Origin of the sequence: Paenibacillus sp. KS1, from assembly GCF_001680695.1 — a bacterium.
In the GTDB taxonomy this organism is placed as follows: Bacteria; Bacillota; Bacilli; order Paenibacillales; family Paenibacillaceae; genus Paenibacillus_B; species Paenibacillus_B suaedae.
On sequence record NZ_MAIS01000056.1, the window covers coordinates 1 to 12,940 of the forward strand.

Annotated in this window: 10 protein-coding genes; 5 read left to right on the forward strand and 5 right to left on the reverse strand. The window is 49.5% G+C overall.

Annotated features, from left to right (window positions below; all coding sequences use genetic code 11):
* Window positions 1–63 precede the first annotated feature (63 nt).
* Both BBG47_RS18130 and BBG47_RS18135 read right to left on the reverse strand, forming a co-directional pair.
* Window positions 64–885, reverse strand: coding sequence for a carbamoyl transferase (locus tag BBG47_RS18130; RefSeq protein WP_065292879.1), 822 nt, complete (start codon window positions 883–885; stop codon window positions 64–66).
* 4 nt (window positions 886–889) lie between these two features.
* The gene (locus tag BBG47_RS18135; protein WP_021253455.1) at window positions 890–2,866 is read right to left on the reverse strand and encodes a M1 family metallopeptidase; all 1,977 of its coding nucleotides are present in this window, start codon (window positions 2,864–2,866) and stop codon (window positions 890–892) included.
* Window positions 2,867–2,982: 116 nt separating this feature from the next.
* On the opposite strand from BBG47_RS18135, the gene BBG47_RS18140 reads away from it, so the two are divergent.
* The gene (locus BBG47_RS18140; protein WP_021259752.1) at window positions 2,983–3,483 is read left to right on the forward strand and encodes a YwhD family protein; all 501 of its coding nucleotides are present in this window, start codon (window positions 2,983–2,985) and stop codon (window positions 3,481–3,483) included.
* Window positions 3,484–3,611: 128 nt separating this feature from the next.
* Here the strand turns inward: BBG47_RS18140 and BBG47_RS18145 are convergent, their stop codons facing one another.
* On the reverse strand, window positions 3,612–4,820 hold the full coding sequence (locus BBG47_RS18145) for an NAD(P)-dependent malic enzyme (RefSeq protein ID WP_065292880.1): 1,209 nt from the start codon (window positions 4,818–4,820) through the stop codon (window positions 3,612–3,614).
* 186 nt (window positions 4,821–5,006) lie between these two features.
* Window positions 5,007–5,891 (reverse strand): LysR family transcriptional regulator, encoded by an 885-nt coding sequence (locus tag BBG47_RS18150; RefSeq protein ID WP_021253452.1) that lies wholly within the window; start codon window positions 5,889–5,891, stop codon window positions 5,007–5,009.
* A 256-nt stretch (window positions 5,892–6,147) separates the two neighbouring features.
* Here BBG47_RS18150 and BBG47_RS30000 point away from each other — a divergent pair, with 256 nt between their 5' ends.
* On the forward strand, window positions 6,148–6,300 hold the full coding sequence (locus tag BBG47_RS30000; protein ID WP_175400571.1) for an RAxF-45 family protein: 153 nt from the start codon (window positions 6,148–6,150) through the stop codon (window positions 6,298–6,300).
* A gap of 104 nt (window positions 6,301–6,404) precedes the next feature.
* Entirely contained in the window at window positions 6,405–8,387 is a 1,983-nt protein-coding gene (gene abc-f / locus BBG47_RS18155) for a ribosomal protection-like ABC-F family protein (protein WP_065292881.1), read from the forward strand.
* A gap of 214 nt (window positions 8,388–8,601) precedes the next feature.
* Here the strand turns inward: abc-f and BBG47_RS18160 are convergent, their stop codons facing one another.
* Window positions 8,602–10,671 (reverse strand): transglycosylase domain-containing protein, encoded by a 2,070-nt coding sequence (locus BBG47_RS18160; protein ID WP_065292882.1) that lies wholly within the window; start codon window positions 10,669–10,671, stop codon window positions 8,602–8,604.
* Window positions 10,672–11,068: 397 nt separating this feature from the next.
* Here BBG47_RS18160 and speE point away from each other — a divergent pair, with 397 nt between their 5' ends.
* Both speE and speB read left to right on the forward strand, forming a co-directional pair.
* Window positions 11,069–11,896, forward strand: a complete 828-nt coding sequence (gene speE / locus BBG47_RS18165) for a polyamine aminopropyltransferase (RefSeq protein WP_021253449.1) — start codon at window positions 11,069–11,071, stop codon at window positions 11,894–11,896.
* A gap of 31 nt (window positions 11,897–11,927) precedes the next feature.
* Window positions 11,928–12,797: an agmatinase gene (speB, locus tag BBG47_RS18170; protein ID WP_021253448.1), complete on the forward strand. Its 870-nt coding sequence runs from the start codon at window positions 11,928–11,930 to the stop codon at window positions 12,795–12,797.
* Window positions 12,798–12,940 lie beyond the last annotated feature (143 nt).

Here is a 12,940-nt window from a genome sequence, read left to right on the forward strand (position 1 = left end):
GTAACTTTGTAACTTTGTAACTTTGTAACTCTGTAACTAAATTGCGTTCAATCAGAACCCCCATTATTTCATCTGTTGCTCTGCTTCCTGCCAGACAGCGTGGCGTGCAGACAATCCCCACATTTTAAGTATAGTCATAATGGCAGGCAATGCCTGTTGAATAATGAGTGCGGTAATTCCGGTGAACACGGCCGCCGCCGTTGTGGACAATATGCCTACGCCAATCGTGATACCAATAAAGAGAAGTGACAATCCTAGAATGGGAAGCAAGCGACGAGTTCCGGCTCTGACAGATCGAATTAACGGTGTTTCTGAGGCAGCGCCGAAGTTAAGGAATAAGAACAATTGATGAACAAGCCAGCCGCCAATGAACCAAGCGATTACAAACGGTGCCACTGCCACGAGTAAGGAAGACAGAGAAGCCGATGTGGACAGGGCATGGGCCGCATAAGGAACGAACCATATAGCGGGTGCGATAATGAGCAGTGTCTCGAGTAGATAGAGGACAAGCATTGGCTTCCAAGCGAGCTTGATCCCTTGGAAGAAGGCAAGCCCCTGCTGCTTGGGCCGTGACATAGCATGGAATACACCCGCGTGAATGAAGGGGGTAAGCAGCATATGGACGGCAACGAATCCGAGGATAGCCCATAAGTAAGGGAAATAGTCATTCGTCTTCATTAGATAGAACTGGCTTTCGGTCAGAAAGAGCTGCCTGCTCATCTCGGTAGGTGCTGGATCTGGGTAACGGCGCAGGATAGGTGTTACCACTCCATCGACGAAGCGATAGAGGAAGAACCCCCATAACAGTTGGTACAAGAATAGAATGACCCATATATAGATGTGCTCTTTGCACCAATTCCAGCCTGAACGCACATAAGCCTTCACACTATCACCACCCCAAAATGTTCGTAACAGCTTCGATTACCTTGATGACGGATAAATTAACTCGTGTACGGACAGGTTCATCGACATGAGCACGCATATAATTATTGATGTGCTTGTTCTCAACGACAATCGAATATAGAGGATCAACCATGACCCAGCTGAGCGGCGCTTTATGGGTGACGGTATATTGGATGCGGTCTCCCTCTCCATTCCATCCCTTGCGAGTCGTCGTGCCATCCGAGAATCCGAATACGATCGGAATGGATGGATAATTGGCACCGAGCTTGCGGATATAGACAGTCGCTTCATATTGGGTAGACCCATTCGATTCAATCGTACGTGAATCAATGTTCTCCACGGCGAAGTCTGCCATCATGCCGTTGTACACATATTGTTGGAAGAAATCATTCCACTTGCGGTTAGTTACCTGCTCAACAACTCGCTGAAAGTCTGATGTAGTTGGGTACTTGAAACGGTACTTCTGCGTATAAGTTCTCATAATGCGGCTCATCATTTTTTCCCCGACCTGCTTCTCGATTGCAAGCAGCACCAGCTTGGCACGCATGTACACATTTTCCGCATAATGATTTTGATTTTTGTAGCGCCATGCATTCAGCTTCAGTGGAGCTGGATCTGTGATGTAGCTGGCTTGTATTGCGTTATTTGGAAGTACTCCGAATTCTTGCTCCATCAGCTTGTCTTCTGCATAGGAAGTGAACCCTTCATCGAGCCATGCTTCCTCGAATTCGTTTGAGGCGAGAAGTCCATAAAAGTATTGATGTCCAATCTCATGAACGACGGTACGTTCCAAATCGTAACCTGGACTCTCATCTTCTGCACCGAATGCTGTAATCAAGGTCGGGTATTCCATTCCTCCAGCTCCGTTGCCCAATTTAGGAGGCACGATAATGGACAAGGTAGAGTACGGGTATTTGCCGTACCATTCGCTGAACTTGGACAGCGCCGTCTTCGCAGCGTAGAAATAACGCTCCTTCAAATCTTTATGCTTCGGGTCTAAATATAACTTGATACGAACCCCTGGTACTTGGCTAGAAGAGAACGGCTCTTCAAAATAGACAAAGTTTGGAGATGCGGCCCACGCAAAATCATGAACATCATCCGCATAGAATTGATAAAATTTCTTTCTGTCTGCTATCGTAGGGGTTTTCGTTGGAAAGCCTGTAGCGCCTACGATGTAATTGTCGGGTACTTGAATGCGTACACTGTAAATGCCGTAATTGGAGTAAAATTCGGAATTACCGTGATATTGGTGCAGATCCCAGCCTTCTGATGCCCGGCCGCGTACCCCTGCCTTTTCATAGGCAGCAATCTTAGGGAACCATTGGCCAGCCATCACGAAATTATCGGCGTATCCCATACGTGCAAATATTTTCGGCAGTTTTACTTCAAAATCCATGCGAAGTGTGACTTTCTCTTGACTTCGTACTGGCTTGGTAAGACGCAGCTTCAGAAGCGTCTCATCCTTCGCGTTTCCGTCATCTGGCTGAATGTACTGTACCCGGTTCATCAGGGACATACCGTCAACCGTGGATAATGATTTTAGCGTCATGCTGCCATATCCATCCGCAGGGAACTTGTCTTCCCGCAATTTCCCGCCAGACTCCTTCATGAAGGTGGTATCGGGCGAACGGAAAGCGTTCGGATACATGTGGAAGAACAGTTCATTGACAGTCGATCTCCCAGGATTGGTCCAAGTTACGGTTTGCTTGCCGATAAGGGTATGTGTAGACTCATCCAGTTTAACTTCAATATGGTATTCGGCAATACGCTCACTCAGTACCTCCGCATTGGGGGTCTCCACGGCTTGCTGCGTAATGGGTTCCTGAACCGCCTGCTTGTTCACCTCGGGTCCAAGGGACGGAACGGATCCAGACGGCCAGAACCGAACGAGGAGGAAGCTGCAGGCGGCTAGGAACAAGGCAGTGAATAGAAGCCGGCGATATACATTGCTTCGGGTCATACGTTTTTACCTCCCGTTGACAAGCATCTACAGCATGTATATGTTGGCTTTTTGCAGATTATTAGCTAAAATGAAAATGATTTTGAGTACGTGGTAAGGAAGGAGCGCATGACGAAATGGAATCTTCAGATAAGAAAGTAAAGAAGCCGCTGGCATTGAACGTAATGAGCAGTGGTAAGCATAAAGGATTCGGTTCGGGTAGTATCGATCTGAACAACGTGTCGCCCGTCATCATCGATGAAGGAACGGCGTACATCGATCTAGGCGCGATGCATGCGAAGAGTAAGGTGGAGCGTGGAATTAAGTTCTCTACGAATAAAGAGGATGTTCCGAATGGCCGCCAATGCTGGATCGTATGGGTGGCAGTCGATCGTTCTGCGGAAGGTGCGTTCTACGGCGGCTTGGCTGCTTGTGAAATGCTGATCGACACGGAGGCGAAGCGCGGCTGGAAGATGCTCGCAGACCACGTCAATCGGATGGACTATGCAATGAAGCGCCGCGTGCTCGTCGAAGAGCTGAATACAGAAGACAAGGCAGCGCTGCGTGAGCTGCTTATGACGCACAATGCTGAGTGGTGGGAGCGTACGCCAGAAGAAGTGAAGGCACAGCTTGCCTAGCATAATCATTTACATCTAAAGAAGGCCGCTATTCCGATCTCGTGATCGGTGCAGCGGCCTTCTATTATTATAGAGATGAGTTTTGTTCCTACTCATACCTAGCAAGCGACTCATTACAACAAGGTGATTTAGGCGCGATATACAGGCATCTTCTTCACCTGTGCGACTCCTGTTTCGATTGCGACCTGAGCAATCGCAGATGCAACGCTAGGCACGACACGCTTATCGAGCGGGTTCGGAATAATATACGTTGGGCTGAGCTCTGCATCGGTAACAATAGCCGCAATACCGCGTGCTGCCGCCAGCTTCATATCATCCGTAATATCTGTAGCGCGAACATCGAGTGCGCCGCGGAAGATGCCAGGGAAAGCGAGCAGGTTGTTCACTTGGTTCGGGAAGTCCGAACGACCTGTACATACTACTGCCGCTCCAGCAGCAAGCGCTTCGTCCGGGAAGATCTCCGGCGTTGGATTCGCCATTGCGAATACAATCGGCTTCACATTCATGGAGCGCACATGCTCCTGCGTCAGCACCTTCGGTGCGGATACCCCGATGAATACATCTGCTCCGCATACAACATCGGTCAGCGTACCGTGTAGATGTCCGCGATTCGTTACCTTCGCCATGTCTGCTTGCGCAGGATTCATCCATTCCTCGCCTTCACACACGACACCCTTCAGATCCACTAGGGCAACATGCTGAATGCCTGCCTTCAACAGCAGCTTCGCTATGGCAATTCCAGCAGAGCCGGCGCCATTGATGACAACGCGTACGTCCTCCATCTGCTTGTCTACCACTTTCAGTGCATTGATTAACGCAGAGAGCAGCACGATAGCAGTGCCATGCTGATCGTCATGGAAGACGGGGATATTCGTTTCTTCCTTTAAGCGCCGTTCAATTTCGAAGCAACGTGGTGCCGATATGTCCTCCAAGTTAATACCGGAGAAGGTAGGCTCCATATTTTTGACGATGTTCACGATCTCATCTACACTTTGCGTGGATAGACAGATTGGGAAGGCATCGACATTGCCGAACTGCTTGAAGAGCATGCACTTGCCTTCCATGACCGGCATAGCCGCATAGGGACCGATGTCGCCGAGGCCGAGAACGGCCGAACCGTCTGTCACAACGGCAATCATGTTGCCACGTGACGTATACTCGTTGGCAGCATTCACATCATTTGCAATCAGGCGGCATGATTCAGCCACCCCTGGTGTATATACAAGGCTCAGATCCTCTGGGGATGTCACCTCAATTTTGCTAGTCACTTCAATCTTGCCGTGCAGCTTCTTATGAAGTTGTAACGACTCTTCTTTGATGTCCAGTGCGACTGGCATACTACAATCAGCTCCCTGTTTATCATTCCAAGGAGACTCGCTGCTGAACATAAGCCCCGCAAGCCCCATGCTACCATTGTGCTACGTTAGTGGGGAAAAGGGAAATACGTTCCGCATATAAGCTAATAAATTTTATTTATAGTAACGAAATGGAAGTTATGTCCTCTGTTATTTATCCGTTCGGCGTTATGCTTCTTGAAGTGGGAGCTGGCGCATGCACTCGATCATGCTGAGGCAGTCTTGCGACAGATGATGTCCTTCCTTCCAGCATAAATAAATATAGAAGTACAACGGATCCTCAAGTGGTATGGCTACAAGACCAGGCATATTTTTGACCGCCATAGAGACGATTAGGGAAATGCCTGCCCCACTGGCTACCATCGACTTAACGGTTTGAATTTCATCTGATTCAAATACAATATTCGGCTTGAATCCGTATGTTCCACAAGCGAGCATCAGTTGTTCATGATGTACATAAGCTTCCGTCAGCACGATAAAATGTTCATGCTTGAGTTCAGCAATGGATATGGACTCTCGAGTCGCGAGTGGGTGAGTGTCAGGCACACACACGTTTAAGTGATCCTCATAGAGCAGCACAGAATGGAGATCGGAGATTGGTTCTTGATCTGCCTGTCCGATAATGCCTAAATCCAGCTTACCCTCTTGCAGCAGCTCTGTTGTAATGCGAGAACCGTACTCGGTTACTTTAAATTGCACATGCGGATACCGCTTCCTTATGTAAGCGAACATGGAAGGGAACAGATAGGCTCCGATAATTGGCGGCAAGCCAAAATGAATGTTGGAGCTGTTATAATTACGAACCTCTACAATAGCTTCATCAATTTCAGACAAAATGTTATCGACTCTGGCTAGAAATAACGCCCCTTGCGGCGTGACATGCACAGCCTTCTCCTTCTTATTGCGTTCGAGCAATTGCACACCTAGAAATTCCTCCAGCCGATTTACAGCGGCTGTAATGCAAGGCTGGGACACATACAGCTGTTCAGCTGCTTTTGTAAAGCTATGCTGTTCAGTAACGGCCTTGAAATATTCAAGTTCCCGCAAATTCATGATGCTTGGTTCCCTCCGATATGATAATCCGATGCGAGTCCTATTCTACAAGAAACGAAGACGTTCATCGATGGATAAAGATTACAAAAGAATGAACTTAGGTATAACCATTGTACATCAAGATGATCCTAAGGGAAGCAAGTAGGGGTTGGGCAGGGTATCCAGCTGTCCCTTTACCGATATTCTAAAATGTGGTAATATATATGAATAACATGTTCTTCGGACTGAAGAACAGGAACAGGAGGTGAGGTAGGAGATGAATTTCAATACGCCGAACATTCGTATTAGCCAACTGCCAATGGCAATGTTTGGAATTACTCATGATGTACCTTTCAACGGGATACGTGTGTCCATTTTTACTAATACGAATACGACAATACGGCGTGAAGACTCTCCTGCCTTAACCTGATCGGATTTAGGTTTATTTAGGGCTGTAGGGATTTTTCCCTGCAGCCTTTTTTTGTTCCAGATCGGGAGGCAGCGTCTTGCTCACGCCCCGAGGGGGATATCGACATGATCATTAGCCTATGGCATGTGAAAAAATATTACGGAGCAAACTTGGTGCTCTCAGATGTGTCATTTGAAGTAAAAGACGGAGAAAAAGTCGGGCTGATTGGCCGCAATGGAACGGGGAAGACAACAATTTTGCAGATGCTAAGCGGGGCATCCACACCGGATCAAGGGGATCTGTTTATCCGCAAAGGCGCGACAATTGGATTGCTCGATCAGGTACCTTCTGCCCATGAATCCGCTTCTGTATATGATGTATTGGCTGAGAGTTATGCGGAAGTGCGCCGCCTAGAGCAAGAAATGAAGCAAGTGGAAATGACCATGTCAGACCCTGATGTCTCTGCAGATGAGAAGAAACTGAACCATATTCTGCAGCAGTATGGACAGATGATGGAGCAATTCGAGCGGGCAGGCGGCTATGAAATGGAGGCATCGATTCGGCGGATCAGTGCAGGACTCGGGATCGCGGAAGAGCAATATAGCCGCCCCTTCTCCTCGTTATCTGGGGGAGAGAAGACGAAGGTCGGCCTGGCTGCGCTGCTCCTGAAGCAGCCTGACATTCTGCTGCTTGATGAACCAACGAATCATTTGGATATGGCGGCCATCGAATGGCTGGAATCCTTCTTGCTGGCCTATTCGGGGGCGGTTATGATTGTCTCGCATGATCGTTATTTCCTGGATCGAGTTGCAGGTAAAATGATTGAGATCGAAGATGGAGAAGCGTTCATTTATCATACGAACTATACCGGCTATCAGAAGGAGAAGGAAGAGCGGCTGCTGCAGCAATTCGCTAGCTATCAAGAGCAGCAGAAGAAGATTAAGAAGATGCAGGATACAATTAAGCAGCTGATCGAATGGGGGAATCGTGCGAATCCGCCGAATCCAGGATTTCATCGCCGGGCAGCATCGATGCAGAAGGCGCTCGATCGTATGGAGAAGCTCAAGCGTCCGATATTGGAGCGGAAGACGATGGATTTGAAGCTGAAGCAGGAGGGTCGTTCTGGCAAGCAAGTGCTCGTGCTGGATGGGGTTACGAAAGCCTATGGGGAGCGCAAGCTGCTTAGCGGGGTGAGCGGGCTTCTGCTGTACGGCGAGCGTACAGCATTGCTTGGCAGTAATGGTGCTGGGAAGAGCACCTTGATGAAGATGCTGCTTGGCCAGGTTGATCCAGATGGCGGAGATCTCCGAGTCGGTTCGCGCGTGGAGGTTGGCTATTTGGCGCAGGAGGAAGCTCCGCCTTCCGAAAATAAGACGGTTCTTCGATATTTCTGTGAGGAAGTGGCCATGGAAGAGGGAGAGGCTAGGGGAGAACTGGCTAGATTCCTGTTCTATGGAGCGGATGTGTTCAAGCGAATTGCGCAGCTGTCAGGAGGAGAATGGAGCAGACTTCGATTGGCTCTGCTCATGTACCGGAAGCCGAATTTGCTCCTGCTCGATGAGCCAACCAACCATTTGGATATCGACTCCAGAGAAGCATTGGAGGAAGCGTTGGAGAACTTTCCAGGTACACTTCTGGTTATCTCGCATGATCGTTATTTCATTAATCGGGTTGTAAGCAAGCTGTGGGTGCTGGAGCAGGCAAGATTGTCTGTGCATATTGGGAACTATGATGAATGCCGGGAGAAGCTACAGACCTGGATGGATCACTCACGACAGCTGGGGGCGGTGTCTACTGGTGCACATACGGATGTGAACACGGTAGAGAGGAAGTCGCAGCAGCAAGATTCGAAGGCAAGCGATCCTGCTAAGAGACATGCAGATGACGTGCTTCCAAAGCAAGTGACGCGGAAGGGACAGACTGCACCCCAATGGGAGCGGGACATTGCGCTAGTAGAGGAGCAGCTGCGACAACTGGACGAGGAGATGGCTGCCTTGTCCATGCAGACCGATCAGGAGGTAGATTGGACGCTGTTGATGGCCAAGCAGCAAGAACTGCGGCAGCAACTCGAAGAGTTGTATGCTGGGTGGCTATCTATGGAGGAATAGTGGATTTGCCTAGAAATCAACAAACAATGGAATCCGCCGTTCTGCAGGGTCAATAACAATGGAATCAGGCCCCACTAAAAATAGAAAGACGCTTCCCAAACCACTGGATTCGTGGGAAGGGAAGCGTCTTTTTTTCATACGTGTTCCTATCGAGAAATAGGTCATCAAATTGCTGGGACACTGGGACAGCCTCGTTTCACATAGATACCGTTCCTTAATCCCCCCACCAGCGCTTCAAGTGCTGCCACCACGAACGTTTCTCAAGCTCTTTCGTTGGTCGCTTCTCTTCGTCTTTCCTCTGGTCTGTCGGGGATTGAACATGAAGATCGCACCAAGCGGTGGGCTCGGTTCCACTTACGAATGTCTCCAGGCGTTTATTCGGGCAGTTATCTCCTGCGAGCTTCCCAGTATCCGGATCAATATAGACGCTAACTACATTGTCCGGAACGGTAAATATTTTGGGTGGGACGTTGGACAATGCCTGTTCGGTATATTCAGCGAATATAGGCGCTGCCTTATGAGATTCCGTAACCGATATCATTCTGTCCTTGTCGTAGCCGACCCAGACGGCAGTTGAGAGTTCCGGCGTATATCCGACGATCCAAGCGTCCGTATCTGTCGTTCCTGTCTTGCCGGCGACAGGGCGTTTCATGCTGGTCGCTACGCGGCTGCCTGTTCCACCGGTTTCGAATACGCTCTCCATCAGGCTGGTGAGCACATACGCATCTGCTGGATTGACTACCTGCTCTTGTTGAATCGGTGGAGCCTCGTATAAGACACTGCCGCCGCTGTCGGTGACCTTCAAGACGGAGCGGGGGATCACACGCTTGCCTTGGTTACTGAACACACCGTATGCGGATGCCATCTCCAGTGGACTTACTGGGAATGTACCTAGCGCAAGAGAGGGGAGTGGCTTCATGTCACTGTCGATGCCAAGCCGCCGCGCAAGGGAGATCACCTGCTCAGGGCCAATCTGCATAATGGTACTTACCGCATAGATATTGTCTGACACAGCAATGGCGCGGCGCAGATCGATCTCGCCATAATACTTGCCGCCATAATTACTTGGCTTATATTGCTGTCTGCCATTGTCATATGTGAATGAAGTCGGCTGACTGACGAAGTGAGTCGCCGCTGTGATGGCTCGCTTCTCGAGTGCTGCTAGATAGACCAGCGGCTTGAAGGATGATCCAGGCTGGCGCGTATTGGCGAATACACGATTATACTGATTTAGCCGATAATTCTTGCCGCCAACCATCGCCTTCAAATAGCCGTTGCGTGGATCGATCGAGATAAGCGCAGCCTGCAAATCCCCTTCTGCAGGAATATACTTGGCGACAGCCTGCTCTGCTGCCGCCTGAGCCCGTTTATCAAGTGTTGTATATACACGCAGCCCCCCAGCCTCGATTGCTTGATCGGAAATGCCGAGTGAATCGAGCTCCTGCCGGACATAATCGCGGAAATAGGGGGCAACAAGCAGCTCGCTTCGCTCCTCCCTCGGTCGAATGGCCAGCGTTTCATTGTAGGCTTGTTGTGCCTGCTCTTGCGTGATGTATCCGGTCTCCACCATGCCCTGAAGCACAACCTTTTGTCTGTCCTTCGCATTTTTCATATTGAAATAGGGAGAATAATAGCTTGGGCCGCGTGGAATGCCTACAAGAATTGCACTCTCTGCCAGCGTCAGGTCACGAGCCTTCTTGCCAAGGTAGAGCTGAGCGGCGGCCTCGATACCGTATGCGCCATGGCCGTAATATACCTGATTCAAATACTGCTCCAAAATATCGTCCTTGCTGTATTTCATCTCCAGTTGAAGTGCATATTGCGCTTCCTTCACCTTGCGAGCCCATGTCCGATCGTGGTTGAGATACAGGTTGCGGGCAAGCTGCTGTGTCAAGGTGCTGGCGCCTTGTTTTTTGGACATTGATTCTATATTGACGAGCATTGCGCGAGCAATTCCTTTGAAGTCGATCCCGATATGACGGTAGAATTGCCGATCCTCTGTGGCAATGGTTGCATGAATGACGTCCGGAGCGATATCGGTCAGCGTAACCGGATGCTGCTGCTTCTGCCCGCTTGTTAGTGATGTAAGTTCCGCCCCCTGGCTGTCATAAATGAAGGAGGGCTTCTGCATATCAGACACAGGCAGATCCGTCATATATAGATACCCGAGCAGGATGCCGCAAGCACCTAGAAGGAGCGCGATTGAACCGCCAATGATTTTCAGCCATAGCCGCCACCCGCGCTTCCGCTTTCTCTCAGTCTTTTTGCCGCTTAACCGCTGCATGGCAGCGCCTCCTGTTCGACCGTCATCAGGCCATTTTGTGGTTACCATTCAGTATGGAAAAAGAGGAGGAAGGTTATTCCTTTTTGCTAGAATAAATTCACCGTTCACAAACTGTAAAAGGGTTGAAAACTATGAAAAACAGAATATTCTAGAGCATTTGTCAAAATTTCAAAAATCCAGTGATAAAGCAGCTTTCAGAGCTCTAATAGCTCTGAAAATTGTGCAAATATTCAACTTGACTTCGGAAAATGATTGCATTTTGGGGGGGAACCGATATAATACTTTGTGTTTGGTGCAAAATGGAGATGAAGTGTTACGAATGTTACACATAGGAACCATTACGAGCATTTCGGGAACTAAGCCAACGATACCATGATTATGAAAGAAGGTTGATGTTATGGAATTGTGGTTTACAGAGAAGCAAACGCCTACCTTTGGCATTACGGCAAAAATCCGCGAAACATTCGTGGAGGAGCAAACGCCGTTTCAGCATTTAGCGATGCTGGATACCGAAGAATTTGGACGGATGCTCGTATTGGATGGCATGGTTATGACGACGATCAAAGACGAGTTCGTATACCATGAGATGGTGGCACACCCGGCCCTTGTAACTCATCCGAATCCGAAAAAAGTACTTGTCGTCGGCGGCGGCGACGGCGGAGTTATCCGCGAAATCATGAAGCACCCTGGAGTAGAGAAGGCAGTCCTCGTTGAAATCGACGGCAAAGTCATCGAATACTCCAAGCAGTACTTGCCTGAAATTGCGGGCGAGCTGGACAACCCGCGTGTAGAAGTTATCGTGAATGATGGATACATGCATATTTTGAACAGCAAAAATGAATACGACGTCATTATGGTCGACTCCACAGAGCCGGTAGGGCCTGCGGCACCATTGTTCGAGCGCGGCTTCTACCAAGGCATCTATGATGCTTTGAAGGAAGATGGCCTGTTCGTAGCGCAGACGGATAACCCTTGGTTCAAGGCTGACTTGATCCAGCAGGTGAACCGTGACGTGAAGGAAATCTTCCCGATCGTACGCGTGTACGGTGCGAATATTCCGACCTATCCAAGTGGTCTCTGGACGTTCACAATGGGCAGCAAGCAGCACGATCCGCTGCAAGTGGACGAAGCGCAGATTCCGGAAATGGAGACGAAGTACTACTCTTCTCGTCTGCACAAAGCAGCCTTCTGTCTGCCTAAATTTGTAGAGGATCTGTGCAAATAAGATAGCGCAGGAAGATGGAGGAGCGAAGACAATGAAAATAGATCAAAAATATTCGGGCAATGTGTTCATTTGCAGCTCTGATGATTACGAGGGAGCAAAGGCCGTCATTTATGGCATGCCAATGGATTACACGGTATCCTTCCGCCCAGGATCGCGCTTCGGCCCAGGCCGTATCCGCGAGGCATCGGTAGGCTTGGAAGAGTACAGCCCGTATCTCGATAGAAGCATTGAGGAATTGAATTACTTCGATGCAGGCGACTTGCTGCTGCCATTCGGCAATGCGGCGAAGAGCCTGGATATCATCGGGGAATTCGTAGGCAAGCTGCTGGGCGATGGGAAGTTCCCAATCGGCCTTGGCGGGGAGCACCTAGTGACATGGCCTGTCCTGCAAGAGGTGTACAAGAAATACCCTGATCTCGCTATTATTCATATTGATGCGCACGCTGACTTGCGGGAGCAGTATGAGGGTGAGCCTTTGTCTCACTCCACACCAATCCGCAAGGCTGCTGAGATGATCGGCGGCAAGAACGTGTACCAGTTCGGCATCCGCTCTGGTTCGCGTGAAGAGTGGACGTATGCTCGCGAGAACATCAATTTCTTCCCGTTCGAAGTAGCTGAGCCTCTGAAGAAGGTTCTGCCTGAGCTGGCTGGCCGTCCGGTCTATGTCACGATCGATATTGACGTGCTTGATCCAAGCTGCGCACCGGGAACAGGAACGGCAGAAGCGGGCGGCATTACGTCGAAGGAATTGCTTGAAGCGGTTCATTCGATTGCCCGTTCGGAAGCCAATATTATTGGATGTGACTTGGTGGAAGTTGCGCCAATCTACGATCCAACCGAGCAAACGCCGATTACGGCGAGCAAAATCATTCGTGAGATGCTGCTCGGGTTCGTAAAGTAATGTAGTCTGTAACAAAGCAGCATCGTCCAAGCGCACGGAATCTGCATGCAGCAGAGGAAGTGCGCTTGTTTTTTAAGAAGCAGCAAAAGGGCAGGGCTTAGACATGCGTTACGATCCCCTTTAAAATATAGAGAAAGGGAGGA

Coding starts and splice junctions, on each gene's coding strand:
- BBG47_RS18135 (WP_021253455.1), bottom strand. CDS start 2,866: ATGACCCGAAGCAATGTATATCGCCGGCTTCTATTCACTGCCTTGTTC.
- BBG47_RS18140 (WP_021259752.1), top strand. CDS start 2,983: ATGGAATCTTCAGATAAGAAAGTAAAGAAGCCGCTGGCATTGAACGTA.
- BBG47_RS18145 (WP_065292880.1), bottom strand. CDS start 4,820: ATGCCAGTCGCACTGGACATCAAAGAAGAGTCGTTACAACTTCATAAG.
- BBG47_RS18150 (WP_021253452.1), bottom strand. CDS start 5,891: ATGAATTTGCGGGAACTTGAATATTTCAAGGCCGTTACTGAACAGCAT.
- BBG47_RS30000 (WP_175400571.1), top strand. CDS start 6,148: ATGAATTTCAATACGCCGAACATTCGTATTAGCCAACTGCCAATGGCA.
- abc-f (WP_065292881.1), top strand. CDS start 6,405: ATGATCATTAGCCTATGGCATGTGAAAAAATATTACGGAGCAAACTTG.
- BBG47_RS18160 (WP_065292882.1), bottom strand. CDS start 10,671: ATGCAGCGGTTAAGCGGCAAAAAGACTGAGAGAAAGCGGAAGCGCGGG.
- speE (WP_021253449.1), top strand. CDS start 11,069: ATGGAATTGTGGTTTACAGAGAAGCAAACGCCTACCTTTGGCATTACG.
- speB (WP_021253448.1), top strand. CDS start 11,928: ATGAAAATAGATCAAAAATATTCGGGCAATGTGTTCATTTGCAGCTCT.